Below are 21,868 nucleotides of genomic sequence, written 5' to 3'. Positions count from 1 at the left end.
CAAAAATGACAATGCCATCGATTCGCATTACGGGCAAAAGATTCCCTGAGCCTTGTCTGCATCGGCGCCGACGCCGTCCGCATCGGGCGGCGGCTGCAGTGTCAGTCCTTCATCAGGGCTTCGATCGCCTCGGGCTCGACCGGCACGCCCCGGCTCACCAGTTCGCAGCCCTCATCCGTCACGATGGCGTCGTCTTCGATGCGTATGCCCATGCCGTGAAAGGCCGGTGGCGCGCCGCTGTCCGGGCGCACATAGATGCCCGGTTCTATCGTCAGCACCATGCCGGGGCGCAGGATGCGGCTGGGGCGCCGGAGCAGCGCCTGGCCGCTGAGCGCGTCCGTCTCCTCGCGCGCCTGATTGGCCTCGCCGGGCTCGCCGTAGCTGCCGCAGTCGTGCACGTCCATGCCCATCCAGTGGCTGGTGCGGTGCATGTAGAAGGGGAAATAGGCGCGGCTGGCGATCACGTCCTGCGCATTGCCCACGGTGTTCGCATCGAGCAGCCGCAGGTCCAGCATGCCCTGCGCCAGCACGGCGAGCGCCGCGTCGTGCGGGTCGTCAAAGCGTGCTCCGGGGCGGGTGGCGGCAACCGCGGCCTGCTGGCTGGCCAGCACCACGTCGTAGAGCGCGCGCTGCGGCCCGGTGAAGCGCCCGTTGGCGGGGAAGGTGCGGGTGATGTCGCTGGCGTAGCCATCGAGCTCGCAGGCGGCGTCGATCAGGACCAGTTCGCCGTCGCGCACCGCTGTGTCGCCGGCGCGGTAGTGCAGCACGCAGGCATTGGCGCCGGCGGCCACGATAGAGTTGTAGGCTGGGGCCTGCGCGCCGTGTTCGCGAAAGGCGTGCAGCAGCTCGGCTTCGAGGTGGTATTCGCGCACGTCTTCGCCCTGGCGCAGCATGCGGGCGCTGCGCCGCATGGCGCGCACGTGGCCCAGGGCACTGATCTGCGCCGCCCGGCGGATGGTCTCCCGTTCACCGCTGTCCTTGATCAGGCGCATCTCATCGAGCAGCGCGCAGACGTCGCTCTGGTGCGCGGGGCAGAGCACGCCGGTGCGCGCGCGTGCCCGCACTTGCGCGAGCCAGCCTTCGAGCCGCGCGGCAAGACCGCGGTGCACCGCAAACGGCCACCACACGGTGCGGCGGTTTTCCAGCAGCGCGGGCATGCGCTGCTCGAGTTCCGCGCTGGAAAACGCCTCGTCCACGCCCAGGCTCTGCACCGCGGCCTGTGGCCCCAGGCGGTAGCCGTCCCAGATCTCGCGCTCCATGTCCCTGGGCTGGCAAAACAGGCTGCTGTGGCCGCTGCCATCCAGCACCAGCCAGGCGTCGGGTTCGGTGAAGCCGCTCAGGTAGTAGAAGTAGCTGTCGTGCCGGTAGGGAAAGTCGCTGTCGCGGTTGCGCAGCGCCACCGCCGCCGTGGGTATGAGCGCGATCGCGCCTTCGCCCAGCTGGGCAGCCAGGCGGGCACGGCGCTGTGCGTAGATGGAGGTCATGGGGCCGCATCGTACTGCGCCGACGGGGCGCCGGCCGCGGGCCTTAAACTGCCCGCGCCATGAGTGCCGCCGCGCCGTTTCAGGTTCCCGCGATGCTGCTTGCCGCTGGCCGCGGCGAGCGCATGCGGCCCTTGACCGACACCTGCCCCAAGCCATTGCTGCAGGTGCGCGGACGCCCGCTGCTGCACTGGCATTTGCGGGCGCTGGCTACGGCCGGCGTGCGCAAGGCCGTGATCAATACCGCCTGGCAGGGCGATGCAATCGGTCGGGTGTTTGGTGATGTTTTTGCGCCTTTCCCCTTGATGGACAAGCGCCAGAAGCTATCGATTTCATATTCGAACGAAGGGCGGGATTTTGGCCGCGCACTGGAGACCGCGGGCGGCATCGTCCGGGCCCTGCCGCGCTTGTCCGAGGTGTTCTGGCTGGCAGCGGGCGACGTCTTTGCGCCCGATTTCGACTATCCGGCGCAAGCGGTCGAGCGGTTCATGCACAGCCATGCGCTCGCGCACCTGTGGCTGGTTCCCAACCCCGAACACCACCGCGAGGGTGATTTCGGCCTCTCGGCAGACGGTCGCGCGCTCGATCTGCCGCCAGGCCATCCCGGCCCGCGCCATACCTACAGCACCATCGCCTTGCTGCGCGCGCAGCTCTTCATGCCGCCCTGGTGTGGCCTTGCCTGCGGCAACCCCGAGGGCCGCGCGGCGCCGCTGGCACCGCTGCTGCGCGCGGCCATGGCGGCAGGACGCGTCAGCGCCGAGCTCTACCGCGGCCTCTGGGTCGATGTCGGCACGCCGGCGCGGCTGGCCCAGCTCAACGGCCAGCCTTTCGGGCCAGCGCCTTGAATGTTCACGGCACGCGGCATGCCCTGCGTGTATGGGGGCAGGTCCGCCCTGCGGCGGCACGCCGGGCGCCGGACCGGGTGACGAATACAATTGCCGGTTCGCCGCTGCCCGCGCCGTTTGCCCGGGGCCCAGCCGGCCCACATGACCCCTCCTGGAGTAAACCGTGTTGATTTCTTCCGCATATGCCCAGACCGCGCCGGCCGCAGCCGCCGGCGGTGGTGACCTGATGAGCTCGCTCGGAGGCATGCTGCCTCTGGTGCTGATGTTCGTGGTGCTCTACTTCATCATGATCCGCCCGCAGATGAAGCGCCAGAAAGAGCACCGCAGCATGATCGAGGCGCTGGCCAAGGGCGACGAGGTGGCCACCGCTGGCGGGGTTCTGGGCAAGGTCACGCGTCTGAACGAATCGACGCTGCATGTCGAGATAGCGCCGGGCGTGGAAGTCCAGGTGCAGCGCAGCGCCGTGTCGCAAGTCCTGCCCAAGGGCACGATCAAGTAAACCGCGCCCCGTGCGGGTGCGGCGTGGCCCGGCCACGTCGAGAGAGCATGAAATGAACCGTTATCCGGCCTGGAAGTACGTGATCATCGCGGTCGCGCTGCTCGTCGCGGCGCTGTACACGCTGCCCAATTTCTATGGCGAGGCTCCGGCCGTGCAGGTCTCTTCGGCGAAGGCGACGATCAAGATCGACGCCGCGGTGCTCGAGCGCGTGCAGCAGGCCATCCAGGCGGCGGGGCTGAAGTCCGACTCGGTGGTGCTCGAGGGCAGCTCGGTGCGCGCGCGCTTCGACACGCCCGACGACCAGCTCAAGGCCAAGGACGCGATCGAGAAGGCGCTGATCCCCGACCCGTCGGACCCGCCCTACATCGTGGCGCTGAACCTGGTGTCGCGCTCGCCGGACTGGCTCACCGCGATCAACGCGCGCCCCATGTATCTGGGGCTGGACCTGCGTGGCGGCGTGCACTTCATGCTGCAGGTGGACATGCAGGCGGCGCTGACCAAGAAGGCCGAATCCTATGCGGGCGACCTGCGCACCTCGCTGCGCGAGAAGGGCATCCGTCACGGCGGCATTTCGCGCGAGGGCCAGAGCATCCGCGTGCGTCTGCGCGACGACGCGGCGGTGGCTGCGGCGCGCAATCTGGTCGGTGATCAGTTCCCCGACCTGCAGGTGGCTGTGGCACCCGACGGCGAGGCGCAGCTGCTCACGGCCACGATCAAGCCCGAGTCTCTGCGCAAGGTGCAGGAGCAGGCGCTCAAGCAGAACATCGTCACGCTGCACAACCGCATCAACGAGCTCGGCGTGGCCGAGCCGGTGATCCAGCAGCAGGGGCTGGACCGCATCGTGGTGCAGCTGCCCGGCGTGCAGGACACCGCCAAGGCCAAGGACATCCTCGGGCGCACCGCCACGCTGGAAGTGCGCATGGTGGATGAATCCACCGAAGGCCGTGCTGCGGAAATGGGCACCGGCCCGGTGCCGTTCGGCGACGAGAAGTACCTGGACCGCAACCAGCAGGCGGTCATCGTCAAGAAGCAGGTGATTCTGACGGGTGAAAACCTCACCGACGCCCAGCCCGGCTTTGACGGCCAGACGCAGGAACCCACCGTGAACCTGACGCTGGACGCCAAGGGCTCGCGCATCTTCAAGGACGTCACGCGCGAGAACGTGGGCAAGCGCATGGCCATCGTGCTGTTCGAGAAGGGCAAGGGTGAGGTCGTCACCGCGCCGGTGATACGCACCGAGATCGGGGGCGGCCGGGTGCAGATTTCCGGGCGCATGACCACGGTGGAAGCCAACGACACGGCGCTGCTGCTGCGCGCGGGCTCGCTCGCCGCGCCCATGGAGATCATCGAGGAATACACCATAGGCCCGAGCCTGGGGGCGGACAACATCCAGCGCGGCATCCACTCCGTGGTCTGGGGCATGGCGGTGATCGCCGCCTTCATGTGCATCTACTACCTGCTGTTCGGCGTGTTCTCCACGCTGGCGCTGTCGGTCAACGTGCTGCTCCTGATCGCGGTGCTGTCCATGCTGCAGGCCACGCTCACCTTGCCGGGCATCGCCGCCATGGCGCTGGCGCTGGGCGTGGCGATCGACTCCAACGTGCTGATCAACGAGCGCATCCGCGAGGAGCTGCGCGCTGGCGTTGCACCCCAGTCCGCCATCCACGCAGGCTACGAGAACGCCTGGGCGACGATCCTTGACTCCAACGTCACCACGCTGATCGCGGGTCTTGCGCTGCTGGCCTTTGGCTCCGGCCCGGTGCGTGGCTTTGCCGTGGTGCACTGCATCGGCATTCTCACCAGCATGTTCTCGGCGGTGTTCTTCTCGCGCGGCGTGGTCAATCTCTGGTATGGCAAGAAAAAGAAGCTCAAGAGCATCTCGATCGGCCAGATCTGGAAGCCCGAGGACGGCAGCGAGCTGCGCTCCGTGGCCGGTCGCGGCTACAACAACTGAACCGGCGGGAGCCAGAAACCATGGAATTTTTGGCTCCATCTCCCCATGCGTCGTGCGCATGCGGACTTCCGCCGAAAACGCTGGATAGAGGATAAAAAATGGAGTTCTTCCGCATCCGCAAGGACATTCCGTTCATGAAGTACGCGTTGGTCTTCAACGTGATTTCCTTCGTGACCTTCGCTCTTGCCGTCTTTTTCCTGCTCACGCGCGGGTTGCACCTGTCGGTGGAGTTCACCGGCGGCACCGTGATGGAGGTGGCCTACGAGCAGACTGCCGACATCGGCAAGGTGCGCGAGGCCATCTCCGGCCTGGGCTATCAGGACGTGATCGTGCAGAACTTCGGTACCTCGCGCGACGTGATGATCCGCCTGCCCGTGCAAAAGGGCGTGACCTCCGCGCAGCAGAGCGAGGACGTGATGGCGGCGCTCAAGGCGCAGGATGCCGGCGTCACGCTGCGGCGCACCGAATTCGTCGGGCCGCAGGTGGGTGATGAACTGGTGCACGGCGGCCTGATGGCGCTGGGCATGGTGGTACTGGGCATCGTCATCTATCTGTCGATCCGCTTCGAATGGAAGTTCGGTGTGGCCGGCATCATCGCCAACCTGCACGACGTGGTGATCATCCTGGGCTTCTTTGCCTTCTTCCAGTGGGAGTTCTCGCTCTCGGTGCTGGCGGGCGTGCTGGCGGTGCTCGGTTACTCGGTCAACGAGTCGGTGGTGATCTTCGACCGTATCCGCGAGGCTTTCCGCAAGTTCCGCAAGCTGACGCCGCACGAGGTGATAGACCATGGCATCACCAGCACCATGAGCCGCACGGTGATCACCCATGCGTCCACCGAGGCCATGGTGTTGTCGATGTTTTTCTTCGGCGGCCCCAGCCTGCACTACTTCGCGCTGGCGCTGACCATAGGCATCCTGTTCGGCATCTACTCTTCGGTGTTCGTTGCCGCCGCGATCGCAATGTGGCTCGGTGTCAAGCGCGAGGATCTGGCCAAGGTGCACACGCACAAGGGCGGTGACCCCAACGATCCGAACGCCGGAGCAGTGGTCTGAAGGTCTGGATGGCGGTGTCGCGCTGGTGACTATCGGCAGCGGGTAATATGCGGCTTCCATGGCCTCGACACCTATGTACCGCCCATCCAGCGACCTTGCCGGCGCAGCGCGCCGGCATTTCGTGCAGAGCTTGTGCGACAGCCTGCCGGGCGTGGACAAGGCGCTCTTTGATGCCTTGAACGAACTGGTCGGAGAGGTCGCCACGCACCAGGTGATGCAGCGCCGCCGCGACACCTGGCTGCATTACCGCAGCCACCACCAGAAGTGGGCAGACGGGGTCGCCCAGGCATGGCGTGACGCTGAAGGTGGCGCCCAGCGCAAATCCGCGCCGCATGGGCTCTCCGGCGGCGGGCTCGATGGTCTGCAGCTGGTGAGTGAAGATGCGGTGGAAAACCGCTTGCTCGGTGCGCGGCTTGCGCGTGCGATTGCCGCCAAGGCGGACAGCACGCTGGAGGCGGTGCGCCAGCGCACCAAATACCTCGAGGGTCGTGAGCTCGAGGCGGACGACGTGCTGCGCCCCGAAGTCGCATGCCTGGCGCTGGTGGACCAATGGTTTGACGCCGGCTTGTCGCGCGACGAGCTGGATCTCGTGTTCGATTCGCTCGAAACCGCCCTGACCAAGGCGGCAGTGCCGGCCTATGAAGCGGTGGTCGAGCTCTATGACAAACAAGGCGTGCCCGACCTGGCGGCGCTGCGCAGCCGAGTAGTCCGGCCGCCGTCGGCCACCTCACGCGCGCACGCGGGCGCAGCGGCGGCTTTTGCCGCCAGCCAAGCCGCGACTTCGGGCTATGGGGCGCTGGCCAGTGGCTCCCAGCTCGGTTCGGCGGGGGCGCATCTGGCGCCGCCCCCGGGCATGGTGGCTCCCTCGGCCTACGGCAGTTTTCCCGGCAGCGCCCAGGCGGTCGATGCGGCGCAGGCCTACGGCTGGTCGCAGCTGGACATGACGCGCCAGCGTGCCGAGGAGGTCATGGTGCAGCTGCAGCATTTGCTGATCCAGTCATCGACGGGGTTCAGCCCGGTGCACGCCCCGCCCGCAACCATGGCCTTGTCGCAGGCGCTCGGTTCCATGCAGGTGCAGGCCAATGCCTTCTATGGTGGTGCCGGGCCGCACATGCTGGTTTCCGCCTACACGCCGGTCGCCGTGGCCCAGGCGGTGACCGAAGTGCGCCAGCGCGCTGTCGAACTCAAGGAAAAGGCGGAAACGGCCAGCGAGAAGGCGATCATCGAAATCGTCGCGTTGATGTTCCAGAGCATTCTGGACGAGGATCGCATCCCGCCTTCGGTGCGCGTATGGTTCGCGCGCCTGCAGGTACCGGTGCTCAGGGTGGCGCTGGCCGAGCCCGAATTCTTCAACCAGGTGGACCACCCGGCGCGCAAGCTGATCGACCGCATGGGCTCGTGCGTGCTGGGCTTTGACGCCAATGCGATCAATGGCAGCGCGCTGGAGAAGGAGATCCGCCGGGTGGTCCAGGTCATAGAGCAATATCCGGAGACGGGCAGCAAGGTGTTTCAGATCGTCCACGACGAATTCGAGAAATTCCTTGCCGACTCGCTCGTGAAGGCGCAGAAGACCAGCTCCGAGATCGTGGGTGTGGCCCAGCAGATGGAGCAAAAGGAGACGCTCACCGTCCAGTTCACGATCGAGCTGCGCACCATGCTGCGCGACATGCCGGTGCGCGAGGAGATACGCGACTTCCTGTTTCGCACCTGGGCCGAGGTGCTGGCCATGGCGGCGGTGAAGTATGGGGTGCAGGACAAGGAGACCACGCAGTACAAGCGGGTGGCGGCCGACCTGGTGTGGGCATCGGGCGCCAAACCCAACCGCAGTGAGCGTAACCAGGTGATCCAGATGCTTCCGGGTATTCTCGAACGCCTGCGCCGGGGCTTGGCTCTGGTCGGCATGGAAGGTGAAGCGCAGGACGCGCAAATCAAGGAATTGACCGACACGCTGGCCGAAGCCTTCGTCGCCAAGACGGCGGTGATCGCCCAGGAGCGCATCGACGAGATGGCCCAGCGCCTGGTGGACCTGGAAGACTTCATCAGCGACGAGAGCCTGGGCGACATTCCGCTGAACGCCGAGAACATCGAGCTGCTGCTTGGCATCGATGCCTCCGCCATCGACGTCATCCCGGACACCGATGCGCCGGTTCAGAGCGAGGCGCTCAAGCGCGCCAACGAACTGCCTCTGGGCACCTGGTACACGCTGGACCACAACGGCGGCACCATGCGAGTGCAATACGTCTGGCATAGCCAGCGCAAGCAGTTGCATTTGTTCATTGCGCCGAGCGGGCAGAATTACCTCTTTCAGGCGCGGCGGCTGGCGGCCTATCTCCAGGCGCGGCTGCTCACGCCGCAGGATGTCGAAGGCATCACGGTGCGCGCCACGCGCAACGTGGTGGCCAAACTCAACGCCAACCCGGAGCGTCTGTTGAGCTGAGAGCTCGAGCCAGCGCATTCCTGCGGCGCGCCTTTCCTGCCCGTAGCTCAACTGGACAGAGCAATTGCCTTCTAAGCAATAGGTCGGGGGTTCGAGTCCCTCCGGGCAGGCCATCAGGGTCCGCAGGGTCCCGTTTCGGGACGTGGCTTGCGGGGCCGGGTGCGCGGTGCTAGATTGTCTGCGGGTGGGCGACCACCCCCCGCTTTCCTCCCTGAGCGGGGCCTCGGGCCGCATGCGGCCACAGAGGCTTGTCTGCCCGGCCATGTGCCGGGCTCCTTTTTATGGATGATGCCGCCGCATGCTGTGGGTCAAGTCTTTGCATATCGTTTTCGTGGTCAGCTGGTTCGCCGGGCTGTTCTATCTGCCGCGCATCTTCGTCAACCTGGCCATGGTGGCGCCAGGATCGGTGGCGGAGCGTCAGCGCCTGCTCCTGATGGCACGCAAGCTCATGCGGTTCATGAGTCTGCTGGCCGTGCCGGCGCTCGCATTGGGGCTGTGGTTGTGGCTGGGCTACGGCATAGGCCGGGGGCCTGGCAACGGCTGGCTGCACGCCAAGCTGCTGGTGGTTCTTGTTCTGTTGGTCTATCACGGGTGGTGCATGCTGGAGCTGCGCCGCCTGGCGCAAGGGTCCAGCCGCCATGGCCATCGGTGGTATCGCTGGTTCAACGAGGCCCCCGTGGTGCTGCTGCTGGCCGCGGTGGTGCTGGTCGTGGTCAAACCATTTTGAGCGGCTTTCTACAATGGCGGGCATGAACGATTCCCGATCCGCGCCGTACTATGGGCGGCATATCTTCTTTTGCCTCAATCAGCGCGACAACGGCGACTATTGCTGCGCCCAGCATGGAGCGCAGGAGGCATTTCAACACTGCAAGGGCCGCGTCAAGGACGAGGGCCTTGCGGGCAAGGGCAAGGTCAGGGTCAACAAGGCGGGCTGCCTGAACCGCTGTGCGGGCGCCCCGGTCGCCGTCGTCTACCCCGAAGGCGTTTGGTACACCTATGTGGATCTGGCCGACATCGATGAGATCGTCGAAGCGCACCTCAAGCACGGACAGATCGTTGAGCGTCTGGTGTTGCCTGACGAGGTGGGCCGGTGAACGCCATCGCCCCGCAAACCACGGTCTGATGCGCCATGCAGTCGCAGCGTCTTGAATTGGAAGGCCCCGCCGGGGCGATCGAAGCGGTGCGCAGCGCACCGGACGATGGAACGCAGCTGCGCGGTACGGCGGTCGTCGCTCACCCGCACCCGCAGTTTGGTGGCACCATGGACAACAAGGTCGTCCAGACGCTGGCACGCGCCTTCGTGATGGCCGGATTTGCCGCGGTGCGTTTCAATTTCCGGGGTGTCGGTGCTTCCGCCGGTGCCTACGATGGGGGCCGTGGAGAGTTGGAAGACATGCTCGCGGTCGTGCAGCAGGTCGTTCCCTCAGGGCCGCTGGCCGTGGCCGGCTTTTCCTTCGGCGCCTTTGTGGCAAGCCAGGCACTGCACGCGCTGTGGGAGGAACGCACCCCAACGCATGCAGTGCTGGTGGGCGCAGCCGCCAGCAATTTCGACGTTGCCCAAGTGCCCGAGCCGGCGCGCATGCGGACACTGGTGGTGCACGGTGAACACGATGATGTCGTGCCGCTTGCCGCCGTGTTCGACTGGGCTCGGCCTCAGCTACTCCCTGTCACGGTTGTACCCGGCGGTGCACACTTCTTTCACGGACAATTGCCGCTGCTCAGGGCGCTCGTCGGACGGCACCTGCAGGCCGTGTTCTGACGCTCGCATCGCGGGTGCGGCCCGTTTTTTCTTTCACAGACCCAGGCGCTCGCCCGCTGCGCGAACGCCACGCAACATGAAATTTCCTTTTGCTTTTCTTACACGGTGGGTGGCTCTGCTTGCGCTCGCGCCGCTGCTGAGCTTTGCGCAACTGCCGCCGGCCCCCGAGATTGCGGCGCGCAACTACCTGGTGATGGACCTGACCTCGGGCCAGATTCTTGCCGCCAAGGACATCGACGCGCCCATCGAGCCCGCTTCCCTGACCAAGCTGATGACGAGCTATGTGGTGTTTGACGCCTTGCGCGCCAAGAAGATCACGCTCGACCAGCGATTTTCGGTCAGCGAGCTCGCCTGGAAGATGCCCGGCTCGCGCATGTTCATCGATCCCAAGATGCAGGTGCCGGTGGACGACCTGCTCAAGGGCATGATCGTGCAGTCGGGCAACGACGCGTCCATGGCCTTGGCCGAAGGCGTGGGCGGCAGCGCAGAAAACTTCGTGCGCATGATGAACGATCAGGCCAAGGCGCTCGGGCTCGCCGGCACCTCGTACAAGAACCCGGAGGGCCTGACCGAGGCGGGCCACCATACGACCGCGCGCGACCTGGCGGTGTTGTCCAAGCATCTGGTGCAGGATTTCCCCGAGTACATGCATTACTTCGGGATCAAGCAATACCGCTATGAAGGCACGCCCAAGGCCAACGCCAACAACCGCAACGTGCTATTGTTTCGTGACCCCACGGTGGACGGACTCAAGACCGGTCATACCGCGGCGGCAGGTTACTGCCTGGTGGCGACGGCCAAGCGGGAATTCCCCCAGCTCGGCGAGCGACGGGTCGTGGCGGTCGTCCTCGGCGCCGACAGCGACAACATCCGCGCCAACGAAACGCAAAAGCTCCTGAACTGGGGCTACAGCGCTTTCGACGACGTCAAGCTCTTCGACGCGGGACAGGCCGTCGCGACGCCCCAGCTCTGGAAAGGGGCGCAGAACACGCTCAAGATCGGCCGCTCGCAAGCTACCGTGGTGACGGTGCCAGCCGGCAGCGCCGGAAAGATCACGACGCAGATCGTGCGCCCCGACCCCTTGGTCGCGCCCTACGCCAAGGGGCAGGAGGTGGGCGTGCTGCAGGTGATGCTGGGTGAGCAAAAACTCGCCGAGCTCCCCTTGGTTGCGCTCGAAGCGGTGGAGCAGGCCGGCCTGCTTGGCCGCGCCTGGGACGCGCTGCGCTTGTGGATCAAATAGGCGCGTAGCGCAGCTGCGGCGCCGCGCGGCTGCTATTATTCTGCCGATATCCGCAGCGCCCATCCCGCAGCCCAGGGGCCGAGGAAGGCCGCCAGCGCCAGAATCGCTCCCATCAACGAGAGGTGCGCTGAAACCCCCATGCCGGCCGCGCTCGACTGCACGGCGGCGGCGCCGAAGACGAGCACGGGGATGTACAGCGGCAGCACCAGCAGCGCGAGCAGAACACCCCCGCCGCGCGCCCCGAGGGTGAGCGCAGACATGATGGCGCCGATCAGGCTCAGGGCCGGGGTTCCGAGCAACAGCGACAGTGTGAGCACCGCCACGGCCTCTGCGGGCAGGTCGAACTGCAGCGCCAGGACGGGGGAGAGCAGGGTGAGCAACAAGCCCGAGCTCAGCCAATGGGCCAATATCTTGGCGGTCACCAGCATGGGCAAGGGCGTGGCGGCCAGCAGCATCTGCTCCAGGCTGCCGTCCTGGTGGTCATCGGCAAACAGGCGGGACAGCGACAGCATGGCTGCCAGCAGGGCCGCGACCCAGATCACGCCGGGCGCGATGGCACGCAGCAGCTGCGCCTCGGCACCGATGCCCAGCGGGAACAGGCTGACCACGAGAAAGAAGAAGACGATGGCGGCCGCAGAGTCCGTCTGGCGACGCAGGGCAATGCGCAAATCGCGCATGAACAATTGCCAGATGCCGGTCAGAGGCCCGGCAGGCGCGCCGGCTTGCTGCGCGGGCAGCGGGGCGTCCGTCATAGCGTCAGCACCTGCTGCGGCACCGTGGGTTCGAGAGTCACGCTCTGGTGGCTCGTAAGCACCACCAGGCCACCGCCGGCGACATGCCGCGCAATCAACCCGAGCAGCCACTGTGTCGCCACCTGGTCGAGCGCGTTGAAGGGTTCGTCAAGCACCCACAGCGGTGCGTGGCTCAGTACCAGTCGTGCGAGGGCCGCGCGGCGGCGCTGGCCTTGCGAAAGCGTGCGTACCGGCGCGTGTTCGTGACCTGCCAGGCCGGCCGCCTGCAGAGCGGCGAGAGCCGCGGACGCCTTGGGCCGCATGCCGCTCAGCGCAAGCAGCAGCTGCAGGTTCTCCAGCGCGGAAAGCTCGGGCTTGACACCCGGCAGATGCCCGAAAAACACCAGTTGGCGCCCATATTCCTCACGCAGACGAGCAATGGGCTGGCCCTGCCACAACACTTCCCCGGCGCTGGGTGACAGCAGACCGCAGACCATGCGCAGCAGGCTGGTCTTGCCGGCACCATTGGCGCCTTGCACGCGCAACACCTGACCGGCCGGCAGATCGAGGTGAAGGTCGGAAAAGAGAACACGACGCGCCCGTATGCAGCCCAGACCCACGAGTTGCAGGGCCGCAGTGCCAGCCCGGGCGGCGCGATCGGGCGGCGCGGTTGTAGCGGCCTCCACTTTGGGCGCCCTCAGTGCGCTACGACGCGATCGAGCACGATATGCACGCCGCTGCTGCCGGCGGCCACCCCATCCACATGCCCCTCGATATCTCCCGGCTGCGGCGTGGCGCTGCCACTCTTGGAAACCCGCGCCACCAGATTGACCTGGGTAAAGCGTGACAGCCGCAGCTCTTGGGCCATGGCGCTGCTGTCGTCGAGCGTGAAGGCCACGGGCCAACCCGTGGCGGATACGCGCAGCGCGGCCAGGGGCATGGGCGGACCCTTGGGGGCACGCGCGAAGACGAACAAGGTATCGGTGCTGGCAATCCGGTCGGCGATGCTCGGATCCACCGTGACGGAGCCGCTGATGGCAGCCCCACCGGCGGGGGCGGACGAAGATTGCGCGGTGGGCGCTTCGCCGCGCGCCCGCGCAATCAGCTGATCTATGGTCTCGGCGTCCTTTGCGCCTTCGGGCAACAGGGTCTTGAGGTGCTCCCAGTGCTGCAGCGCCGTCTTCGCGTCGCCCTGCTGCAATGCCGCCAGGCCGGCAAACGCCAGCGCATTGAGGTTGTTCGGGTCGATCTTCAAGGCCCGCTGAACCATGACGGTCGGCTCTCCCGAGAGGTCGCGCCCGTGCGCAACCGCAAGGGTATTGGCGTACTCGACCCACAGGTCGGGACTGTCGTCCACGAGTGCCGTGGCCTTGGCGTAAGCGGCCAAGGCCTCGTCGGCGTGTCCAAGCTGCATGCTCGCGCGGGCCAGCAAGACCCAGGAAGATGCATCCTGGGCATCGGCCGCCACACGCGCCCGCAAGGCCGCGAGCGTGGTTTCATCGGGCGCCTGGGGCGCTGCGTCACTGGCCTGGACGGCGACATGTTTGCTGCTGATCGCTCCCGGTTGCCCCACCGTCAGATAGACGCTCACCGCCAGCAGGGGCAGCGCCACGGCCGTGGCCAGGGCGACGGCCCAATTGGCCTGCTGGCTTGACTGGGCCCGCGCGTGCGCCGCCTGATCGGCCTGCAGCGCCTGGCGCTGCAGTTCCAGGCGCGCTCTCTCGTGTTCGGCCGCGCCCACGTCGCCCGCAGCCAGCGCCGCATCGAGCTCGCGCAGGCCGTCGGCGAGCACCGCCAGATCTTCGCCGCGCTGCAGCGGGCGCTGGCTGCGACGCAGCAGGGGAAGCAGTACCGCACCCAGCGCAGCGAGCACCATGACCGCGGCCAAGGCCACAAAACCGGACATCAATCCTTCTCCTTGGCAAGGCCAAGCAGTTGCTGTGCCTTTTGCTGTTCCTGGGGTGTGAGCGCACCTGGTTCAGGTGCGCCCGGGCGGCTTCTGAGTGCGCGCCACAGCACGAACAGGCCAAGCAGCAGCAAGACAAAGGGCCCACCCCAGAGCAGCAGCGTCTTGGCGCTCAGGCGCGGGCGATAGAGCACGAACTCGCCGTAGCGCTGCACCATGAATTCGCGAATCTGCGCGGGCGTGCGCCCCTGCCCAAGCTGGCTGCGTATCTGCTGGCGCAAATCGACCGCCAGATCGGCATGTGAGGCGGCAATGGTTTCGTTCTGGCACACCAGGCAGCGCAGCTCCTGCGCGATATCCATCATCTGTGCCTCCAGGGCCGGGTCGGCGGCCAGCGTGGGCGCCTCGCTGGCCCAGCCGCTGGCGCCAAGCCAGGCCAGGACGACGAGCATCAGGCGGGCAAGGTAGCTACGCACCGAGCTTCCTCATCAGCGGCAGGATGGTCTCTTGCAGCGCCTCGGGGGTGACGGGGCCGATGTGCTTGTAGCGGATCACCCCTTGGCGATCGATGATGAAGGTCTCGGGCACGCCATAGACCCCGAGGTCGATGCCCACCAGCCCCTGCGTGTCCGAGAAGGATTCCAGATAGGGATTGCCCAGACGCGCAAGCCAGCGCAGCGCGTCCTCGCGCTGGTCCTTGTAGTTGAGCCCGTAGATCAGGATGGACTTGTCGTTTCGAGCCAGATCCACGAGTACCGGGTGCTCCACGCGGCAGGCTACGCACCAGGAGGCCCAGACGTTGAGCATCCAGACCTTTCCGGCCAGATCCTTGGCGGCCACCGTCTGCTGCGGATCGCTCAACTGGGGCAGGGCAAAGGCGGGCAGGGGCTTGTCGATGAGCGGCGAGGGCAGCTCGCGCGGCTTGAGCGTGAGTCCTATACCCAAAAACACCATCAGAACGGCAAATACCGCCAGAGGCACGATGCCTTTTCTCATGGCGCAGCCACCTTGGCCGCACCCGGCAGGGGCAGTGCGCCCGGGGGCATGCCCGGCGTGCCGCCCGCGGCAGCGCGCGCCGGAGCGCTCTGGCGCCGCTTGAGCCGATAGCGCCGGTCCATCACCGCCAAGCCTCCACCCAGGGCCATCATCAAGCAGCCAAACCAGATCCAGTCTACGAAGGGCTTGAAGTACACCCGCACGATCCAGCGGGTGTTGGTCAGTCTGTCGCCCAGCGCCGCATACAGGTCGCGCGTGAGCCCGGGGTGGATCGACGCCTCGGTCATCGGCGTAGGGTTGGCCCCTGCGGTGTAGATACGCCGCTCGGGGCGCAGCGTGGTCACGCTCCGGCCGTCGCGCGTGACGCTGAGCACGCCCACGTCGGCGCTGTAGTTGGGGCCGCGCTTGTCGTGCGTACCTTCAAACAAGAAGGTGTAGCCGGCCAGCGTCACGCTCTCGCCCGGCTCCATGGTCACATCTTTCTCGATCTCATAGCCGTTGACGATGCTTACGCCGACGATGAACACCGCCACGCCCAGGTGCGCCAGCAGCATGCCGTAGTAGCTGCCCGGCTGCGTGCGTACACGCCGGCCCCAGCTCGGCGAGGGGTGGTTCTTGAGGCGCTCGTAGAGGTTGTAGAAGGTGGTGGCCGCGATCCAGAAAGCCAGGAACAGACCAAAGCCCACCAACGGCTTCCAGTTGCCCAGCAGCCACGGGGAGATGAGCGCGGCCAGCAGGCTCACGATGAGCGCCCAGCGCAGCTTGCGCACCAGCGCCATGGCGCGGTCTTCGCGCCAGCGCGTGAGCGGACCCACGCCCATGAGAAACAGCGCCGGGGCGATGAGCGGAACGAATACCGCTTCGAAGTAGGGCGGGCCCACCGAGAGCTTGCCCAGGCCCAGGGCATCGATGATGAGAGGGTACAGCGTGCCCAGCAGCACCGCGGCAAAGGCGACCAGCAGCACGACGTTGTTGAGCAGCAGCATGGCCTCGCGCGAGACCATGGCGAAGCGCGCGCCCAGGCCCACACGCGGTGCGCGCCAGGCAAACAGCAGCAGCGAGCCGCCCACCACCACGCTCAGAAAGGCCAGGATGTAGATGCCGCGCGAGGGGTCGGTGGCAAAGGCATGCACCGAGGTGAGCACGCCCGAGCGCACCAGGAAGGTACCCAGCAGCGACAGGGAGAAGGCGATGATCGCCAGCAGTGCGGTCCACAGCTTGAAGGTGTTGCGTTTTTCCGTCACGGCCAGCGAGTGCAGCAGCGCGGTGCTCACCAGCCAGGGCATGAGCGAGGCGTTTTCCACCGGGTCCCAGAACCACCAGCCACCCCAGCCCAGCTCGTAGTAGGCCCAGGCGCTGCCCACGGCAATGCCCAGCGTGAGAAAGGCCCAGGAGACGGTGGCCCAGGGGCGCGACCAGCGCGCCCAGGCCGCGTCCAGCCGCCCCGCCAGCAGCGCGGCCATGGCAAAGGCGAAAGCCACGACGGTGCCTACGTAGCCCATGTACAGCAGCGGCGGGTGCGCGATCAAACCCGGGTCTTGCAGCTGCGGGTTCAGGTCCTGCCCATTGGCCGCGGCGGGCAAGAGGCGCTCGAAGGGGTTGGAGGTGAACAGAATGAACAGCAGCAGACCCACGGAGATCAGGCCCATGATGGCCAGGATGCGCGCGCGCGTCTCGTCGTCGAGGTTGCGCGAAAACAGCGACACCGCCAGGGTCCAGCACGCCAGGATCAGCACCCACAGCAAGATGGAGCCCTCGTGCCCGCCCCAGACCGCGCAGATGCGGTAGATCAGCGGCAGCTGCGAGTTGGAGTGCTGCACGACGTAGAGCACGGAGAAGTCGTTGACCACGAACAGGTAGCTCAGGCAGGCAAAGGCGCCGGCCACGAAGAGGAATTGACCCCAGGCGGTGGGACGGGCAAGCGCCATCCAGTCGGCGTTGCCGCGTGCTGCCCCGATCAGTGGCACTGTGCCTTGCAAGAGGGCAAGGCACAGTGCCAGCACCAGGGCCAGTTGACCGACTTCGGCGATCATGGCCGCGCTCCGCCGCTGCCCGTCTCCAGCGAGGTGGTCTTGAGCATGTCCGCCACTTCCTTCGGGGTGTAGTTCTCGTCGTGCTTGGCCAGGACTTGCTCCGCGCGAAAACTGCCGTCCGCCTGCAACCGCCCTTGGGTGACTACGCCTTTGCCCTCGCGAAACATGTCGGGCAGCAGCCCGTCGTAGGTGACGGGGATGGCCTGGGCGCCGTCGGTGACGACAAAGTGCACGGCCAGGCTGTCGCTGCTGCGCTGCACGCTGCCTTCCTGCACCAGCCCGCCCAGGCGAAAGCTGCGATCGACGGGAGCCTCGCTGCTGGCCACCTGCGAGGGGCTGAAGAAGAACACCAGGTTGTCCTGGAAGGCGTTGAGCACCAAGGCGCTTGCAACGCCCAGCGCCGCCAGGCCACCAACGATGATCAGCCCGCGTTTGGTTCTGCTTCTCATGCTCTTACTCCATGTGCCGGCGACGGCTGCGAAGCTGCCAGATCTCGGCAGCAATGACCACCATCATCACCGCTAGCGAGCCCCAGACGTAGCGGCCGTAGCCGCCCATGTGCAGGAACTCGGACCAGCTCGACCAGTAAATCATGTGGGGGCTCCGGGGGGCGGCGAGGAAGGGGAGGATTCCAATGGACTTGCTCCGTGCCCTTGCAGTTCCCGTTGCACCCAGCTTGCATGGCGCTCGCGTTCAAGCATGATCAGCCGCACCCGCGCCAACACCACCGCAATGCAGTAGCACCACACGGCAGCCGAGCTGATCAACATGCCAGCCAACATCGGAGTGGCAATGCTCGGGGCGCTGGTCAGGCTCACCGAGGCCCCCTGGTGCAGCGTATTCCACCACTGCACCGAGAAATAGATGATCGGAACGTTGACCACTCCCACCAGCGCCAGAACGGCGGTGGCGCGGTCGGCGCGGCGCTCGTCATCGATGGAGGCATGCAGCGCGAGAAAGCCCAGGTACAGGAAGAGCAGGATCAGCTCGGAGGTGAGCCTCGCGTCCCAGACCCACCAGGTGCCCCAGGTCGGTTTGCCCCAGAGCGCGCCGGTCCACAGCGCCAAAAACGTCATCAAGGCGCCTGTGGGTGCCAGCGCCCTTGCCATCATGGAAGCCAGGCGCGTGTTGAACACCAAGCCTACACCGGCCCAGAATGCCATGGCAACATAGATGACCATGGACAGCCAGGCGGTAGGCACGTGCAGGAAGATGATGCGATAGGCGTCTCCCTGCTGCGCATCGGTCGGCGCCACCGCGAAGCCGATGAACAGCCCGAGCGCACCCAGCAGCACCGCAAGCACCGAAAACCACACCACCGCGCGGCCCGCGAGCGGGTAAAAGCGCGCGGGAGCAGCATATTTGAACCAGTTGATGGAGTTGCGTGGTGCCGTCGGTGCCGTCATGTGACTGGCTTTTGTATCGCGTTGGAGGTAATCCCGTATTGTCTGTGTTTGTCCGCAAAGCCCTCAAAGACCCTTCGTGCAGCTACACCAATGCCCGCGGCGCGCCGTGGGTCCCCGCAGGCCCTGTGGAACAGGCCGCATGCAGAGATTGCATTGGCGCGCAGAGCATAGTACACTTTCGGGCTTTTCCGGATTTCTTTGGCGGTTGGCTTGCGCGCGGCGCGGGTCGTGCCGCGGATTCACGCTTTAGGGACACGTAACTGCATGCCAACCATTAACCAACTCGTGCGCCAGGGCCGCACGGTCGAAGTTGTCAAATCCAAAAGCCCTGCAATGGAGAACTGCCCGCAGCGCCGGGGGGTGTGCACGCGTGTGTACACCACCACTCCGAAGAAGCCGAACTCGGCTCTGCGCAAGGTGGCCAAGGTGCGCCTGACCAATGGTTTCGAGGTCATCTCCTACATCGGCGGCGAAGGGCACAACCTGCAGGAGCACAGCGTGGTGCTGCTGCGCGGCGGTCGTGTCAAGGACCTGCCGGGCGTGCGCTACCACATCGTGCGCGGTTCGCTGGACCTGCAGGGCGTGAAAGATCGCAAGCAGGCGCGCTCCAAGTACGGCGCCAAGCGCCCCAAGGCCAAGTAATACATCGGCGCAAGCCGGCAAGGTGCTGCCCCCTGCGTGGCGCAGGGAGTGGCGTAATGGCCCCGCGTGCCGGGGTCGAGTAAGTGGAGGTCCCGGTTTGGCCTCCGTGGCGCCCGCAAGGCGCCAGCTGAAGCAATCGAAAGGTGAAAAATGCCACGTCGTCGCGAAGTCCCCAAACGTGAAATCCTGCCGGATCCCAAGTTCGGCAACGTAGAGCTGTCCAAATTCATGAACGTGATCATGGAGGGCGGCAAGAAGGCGGTTGCCGAGCGCATCATCTACGGCGCTCTCGAGCTGATCGAGAAAAAGCAACCCGAAAAGAATGCCCTTGAGGTGTTCACCACTGCCATCAACAACGTCAAGCCCATGGTCGAGGTGAAGTCTCGCCGTGTCGGCGGCGCCAACTACCAGGTGCCGGTCGAGGTGCGTCCCATCCGCCGCCTGGCCTTGTCGATGCGCTGGATCAAGGAGGCTGCGCGCAAGCGTGGCGAGAAGTCCATGGCGCAGCGTCTTGCCAACGAATTGATGGAAGCCACGGAAGGCCGTGGCGGCGCCATGAAGCGCCGCGACGAGGTGCACCGCATGGCCGAGGCGAACAGGGCCTTCAGCCACTTCCGTTTCTGAATTTCGCCCCTATTTCCCTCGAAGGCAACAAGCCCGACGTGCCGGTTTTCGGCGGCCGGGCTGTTGTCCGTTAACGAAAGATCATCATGGCCCGCACTACTCCCCTGGAGCGTTATCGCAATATCGGCATCTCTGCGCACATCGACGCAGGCAAGACCACGACCTCCGAGCGCATTCTGTTTTACACGGGCTTGACCCACAAGATCGGGGAAGTGCATGACGGTGCGGCCACGACCGACTGGATGGAGCAGGAGCAGGAGCGCGGCATCACCATCACCTCTTCGGCGGTGACCTGTTTCTGGAAGGGCATGGATCTGTCGCGTCCGGCCCATCGCATCAACATCATCGACACCCCCGGGCACGTGGACTTCACCATCGAGGTGGAGCGTTCCATGCGCGTGCTCGACGGCGCCGTCATGGTGTACTGCGCCGTGGGCGGCGTGCAGCCGCAGTCCGAGACCGTCTGGCGCCAGGCAAACAAGCACAAGGTGCCGCGCATTGCCTTTGTCAACAAGATGGACCGCACGGGGGCCAACTTCTTCAAGGTGCACGACCAGATGAAGACGCGCCTGAATGCGCATCCGGTGCCGGTGGTCATTCCCATCGGTGCGGAAGACGGTTTCCAGGGCGTGGTGGACCTCATCAAGATGAAGGCCATCATCTGGGATGAGGCCTCCCAGGGGATGAAGTTCGAATACCGCGACATACCTGCCGATCTCGTCGATCAGGCCACGGAATGGCGCGAGAAGATGGTCGAATCGGCCGCCGAAGCCAGCGAAGAGCTGATGAACAAATACCTCGAGGAGGGCGAACTCAGCGAGGAAGACATCATCGCCGGCCTGCGCCAGCGCACCATCGCCACCGAAATCCAGCCCATGTTGTGCGGCACCGCCTTCAAGAACAAGGGTGTGCAGCGCATGCTGGACGCGGTACTCGACTTCCTGCCGGCGCCGACCGACATCCCCGATGTCGCCGGCACCGATCCGGACGAGGAGGACAAGAAGCTGACGCGCAAGGCGGACGACAACGAGAAGTTCTCGGCGCTGGCGTTCAAGCTCATGACCGACCCCTTTGTCGGCCAGCTCACCTTCGTGCGTGTCTACTCGGGCGTGCTGACCAAGGGCGACACGGTCTACAACCCCGTCAAGGGCAAGAAGGAGCGCATCGGCCGCATCGTGCAGATGCACGCCAATGACCGCCAGGAAATCGAGGAAATCCGCGCCGGCGACATCGCCGCCTGCGTGGGCCTGAAGGATGTGACCACGGGTGACACCCTGTGCGACCTGAACGCCCACATCATGCTCGAGCGCATGGTCTTCCCCGAGCCGGTGATCGCCCAGGCAGTGGAGCCCAAGTCCAAGGCCGACCAGGAGAAGATGGGCATCGCGCTGTCGCGCCTGGCGGCCGAAGACCCGTCGTTTCGCGTGCGCACCGACGAAGAGTCGGGTCAGACCATCATCGCCGGCATGGGCGAGCTGCACCTGGACATCATTGTCGACCGCATGAAGCGCGAGTTCGGCGTCGAGGCCAACGTCGGCAAGCCCCAGGTGGCCTACCGCGAGACGGTGCGCAAGAGCGTCTCCGACGTGGAAGGCAAGTTCGTGCGCCAGTCGGGCGGCAAGGGGCAGTACGGCCACGTGGTGTTCCGCCTGGAGCCCAACGAGCCGGGCAAGGGCTTCGAGTTCCTCGACGAGATCAAGGGCGGCGTGGTGCCGCGCGAATACATCCCTGCGGTGCAAAAGGGCGTGGAAGAAGCGCTCACCGCTGGCGTGCTGGCCGGCTACCCGGTGGTGGACGTGAAGGTTGCGCTCACTTTCGGTTCCTACCACGACGTGGACTCGTCCGAGCAGGCGTTCAAGATGGCGGCCATCTTCGGCTTCAAGGAAGCCGCACGCAAGGCCGACCCGGTCATCCTGGAGCCCATGATGGCCGTGGAGGTCGAGACGCCCGAAGACTACGCCGGCACGGTGATGGGCGACCTCTCCAGCCGCCGCGGCATGGTGCAGGGCATGGACGACATGGTAGGCGGCGGCAAGGCCATCAAGGCCGAGGTGCCACTGTCCGAGATGTTCGGCTACGCCACGCAGTTGCGCTCCATGACCCAGGGCCGTGCCACCTACGTGATGGAGTTCAAGCATTACGCCGAAGCTCCGCGCAACGTGGCCGAAGCCATCATGGCTGCACGCGCCAAGTGATCCGAATGAAAACGGCTATCAGCGCTTGTCAGTAAAGCGCTGATAGCTATGTTTTTAATAGTATCTTG

22 protein-coding genes and 1 tRNA gene are annotated in these 21,868 nt (G+C 65.8%); 13 read left to right on the top strand and 10 right to left on the bottom strand.

Features of this window, described 5'->3' with window-relative positions; genetic code table 11:
- Window positions 1-101: 101 nt before the first annotated feature.
- Entirely contained in the window at window positions 102-1,484 is a 1,383-nt protein-coding gene (locus tag FOZ74_RS05550) for an aminopeptidase P N-terminal domain-containing protein (RefSeq protein ID WP_146912131.1), read from the bottom strand.
- 92 nt (window positions 1,485-1,576) lie between these two features.
- On the opposite strand from FOZ74_RS05550, the gene FOZ74_RS05545 reads away from it, so the two are divergent.
- The 10 genes from FOZ74_RS05545 (at window position 1,577) to FOZ74_RS05500 (ending at window position 11,267) form a co-directional block, all read left to right on the top strand.
- A complete protein-coding gene (locus FOZ74_RS05545; protein ID WP_432417473.1) occupies window positions 1,577-2,326 on the top strand; it encodes a nucleotidyltransferase family protein in 750 nt (249 codons plus the stop codon).
- A 163-nt stretch (window positions 2,327-2,489) separates the two neighbouring features.
- Entirely contained in the window at window positions 2,490-2,825 is a 336-nt protein-coding gene (gene yajC, locus FOZ74_RS05540; RefSeq protein ID WP_146912129.1) for a preprotein translocase subunit YajC, read from the top strand.
- Between the two features lie 52 nt (window positions 2,826-2,877).
- On the top strand, window positions 2,878-4,779 hold the full coding sequence (gene secD, locus FOZ74_RS05535) for a protein translocase subunit SecD (RefSeq protein WP_146912128.1): 1,902 nt from the start codon (window positions 2,878-2,880) through the stop codon (window positions 4,777-4,779).
- Between the two features lie 98 nt (window positions 4,780-4,877).
- Window positions 4,878-5,831: a protein translocase subunit SecF gene (gene secF, locus FOZ74_RS05530; RefSeq protein WP_146912127.1), complete on the top strand. Its 954-nt coding sequence runs from the start codon at window positions 4,878-4,880 to the stop codon at window positions 5,829-5,831.
- Between the two features lie 58 nt (window positions 5,832-5,889).
- Entirely contained in the window at window positions 5,890-8,268 is a 2,379-nt protein-coding gene (locus FOZ74_RS05525; protein WP_146912126.1) for a DUF1631 family protein, read from the top strand.
- Between the two features lie 36 nt (window positions 8,269-8,304).
- Window positions 8,305-8,381: transfer RNA gene (locus FOZ74_RS05520), tRNA-Arg, on the top strand.
- A gap of 185 nt (window positions 8,382-8,566) precedes the next feature.
- Window positions 8,567-8,995, top strand: a complete 429-nt coding sequence (locus FOZ74_RS05515) for a CopD family protein (protein WP_146912125.1) — start codon at window positions 8,567-8,569, stop codon at window positions 8,993-8,995.
- 22 nt (window positions 8,996-9,017) lie between these two features.
- Window positions 9,018-9,362, top strand: coding sequence for a (2Fe-2S) ferredoxin domain-containing protein (locus FOZ74_RS05510; RefSeq protein ID WP_146912124.1), 345 nt, complete (start codon window positions 9,018-9,020; stop codon window positions 9,360-9,362).
- A gap of 35 nt (window positions 9,363-9,397) precedes the next feature.
- The gene (locus FOZ74_RS05505) at window positions 9,398-10,027 is read left to right on the top strand and encodes an alpha/beta hydrolase (RefSeq protein WP_146912123.1); all 630 of its coding nucleotides are present in this window, start codon (window positions 9,398-9,400) and stop codon (window positions 10,025-10,027) included.
- 76 nt (window positions 10,028-10,103) lie between these two features.
- Window positions 10,104-11,267, top strand: coding sequence for a D-alanyl-D-alanine carboxypeptidase family protein (locus FOZ74_RS05500; protein WP_146912122.1), 1,164 nt, complete (start codon window positions 10,104-10,106; stop codon window positions 11,265-11,267).
- A gap of 35 nt (window positions 11,268-11,302) precedes the next feature.
- Here FOZ74_RS05500 and ccmB read toward each other — a convergent pair whose 3' ends face one another.
- The 9 genes from ccmB to ccmC all read right to left on the bottom strand — a co-directional run bounded on the left by ccmB (window position 11,303) and on the right by ccmC (window position 18,339).
- Window positions 11,303-12,019: a heme exporter protein CcmB gene (gene ccmB, locus FOZ74_RS05495; protein ID WP_146912121.1), complete on the bottom strand. Its 717-nt coding sequence runs from the start codon at window positions 12,017-12,019 to the stop codon at window positions 11,303-11,305.
- On the bottom strand, window positions 12,016-12,618 hold the full coding sequence (gene ccmA / locus FOZ74_RS05490) for a cytochrome c biogenesis heme-transporting ATPase CcmA (RefSeq protein ID WP_255437802.1): 603 nt from the start codon (window positions 12,616-12,618) through the stop codon (window positions 12,016-12,018). Before ccmA ends, ccmB begins: the two co-directional genes overlap by 4 nt.
- 77 nt (window positions 12,619-12,695) lie before the next feature.
- Window positions 12,696-13,904 (bottom strand): c-type cytochrome biogenesis protein CcmI, encoded by a 1,209-nt coding sequence (gene ccmI, locus FOZ74_RS05485; protein WP_146912120.1) that lies wholly within the window; start codon window positions 13,902-13,904, stop codon window positions 12,696-12,698.
- Window positions 13,904-14,380 (bottom strand): cytochrome c-type biogenesis protein, encoded by a 477-nt coding sequence (locus FOZ74_RS05480; RefSeq protein ID WP_349291079.1) that lies wholly within the window; start codon window positions 14,378-14,380, stop codon window positions 13,904-13,906. Before FOZ74_RS05480 ends, ccmI begins: the two co-directional genes overlap by 1 nt.
- Entirely contained in the window at window positions 14,373-14,900 is a 528-nt protein-coding gene (locus FOZ74_RS05475) for a DsbE family thiol:disulfide interchange protein (RefSeq protein WP_146912119.1), read from the bottom strand. The genes FOZ74_RS05480 and FOZ74_RS05475 overlap by 8 nt, the downstream gene beginning before the upstream one ends.
- On the bottom strand, window positions 14,897-16,933 hold the full coding sequence (locus tag FOZ74_RS05470; protein WP_146912118.1) for a heme lyase CcmF/NrfE family subunit: 2,037 nt from the start codon (window positions 16,931-16,933) through the stop codon (window positions 14,897-14,899). The genes FOZ74_RS05475 and FOZ74_RS05470 overlap by 4 nt, the downstream gene beginning before the upstream one ends.
- Entirely contained in the window at window positions 16,930-17,382 is a 453-nt protein-coding gene (gene ccmE / locus FOZ74_RS05465; protein WP_146912117.1) for a cytochrome c maturation protein CcmE, read from the bottom strand. The genes FOZ74_RS05470 and ccmE overlap by 4 nt, the downstream gene beginning before the upstream one ends.
- Before the next feature lie 4 nt (window positions 17,383-17,386).
- The gene (ccmD, locus tag FOZ74_RS05460; RefSeq protein WP_255437801.1) at window positions 17,387-17,527 is read right to left on the bottom strand and encodes a heme exporter protein CcmD; all 141 of its coding nucleotides are present in this window, start codon (window positions 17,525-17,527) and stop codon (window positions 17,387-17,389) included.
- A complete protein-coding gene (ccmC, locus tag FOZ74_RS05455; protein ID WP_146912116.1) occupies window positions 17,524-18,339 on the bottom strand; it encodes a heme ABC transporter permease CcmC in 816 nt (271 codons plus the stop codon). The genes ccmD and ccmC overlap by 4 nt, the downstream gene beginning before the upstream one ends.
- A gap of 264 nt (window positions 18,340-18,603) precedes the next feature.
- On the opposite strand from ccmC, the gene rpsL reads away from it, so the two are divergent.
- From rpsL to fusA, 3 genes are all read left to right on the top strand, one after another.
- On the top strand, window positions 18,604-18,981 hold the full coding sequence (rpsL, locus tag FOZ74_RS05450; RefSeq protein WP_146912115.1) for a 30S ribosomal protein S12: 378 nt from the start codon (window positions 18,604-18,606) through the stop codon (window positions 18,979-18,981).
- A 150-nt stretch (window positions 18,982-19,131) separates the two neighbouring features.
- Window positions 19,132-19,605, top strand: coding sequence for a 30S ribosomal protein S7 (gene rpsG / locus FOZ74_RS05445; protein ID WP_146912114.1), 474 nt, complete (start codon window positions 19,132-19,134; stop codon window positions 19,603-19,605).
- An 86-nt stretch (window positions 19,606-19,691) separates the two neighbouring features.
- On the top strand, window positions 19,692-21,800 hold the full coding sequence (gene fusA, locus FOZ74_RS05440; RefSeq protein ID WP_146912113.1) for an elongation factor G: 2,109 nt from the start codon (window positions 19,692-19,694) through the stop codon (window positions 21,798-21,800).
- Window positions 21,801-21,868 lie beyond the last annotated feature (68 nt).

This window comes from Comamonas flocculans (assembly GCF_007954405.1).
Lineage (GTDB): Bacteria > Pseudomonadota > Gammaproteobacteria > Burkholderiales > Burkholderiaceae_C > Comamonas_C > Comamonas_C flocculans.
The sequence above is the reverse complement of the archived record's forward strand: the minus strand, read 5'-3'. Positions and strand labels throughout refer to the sequence as shown.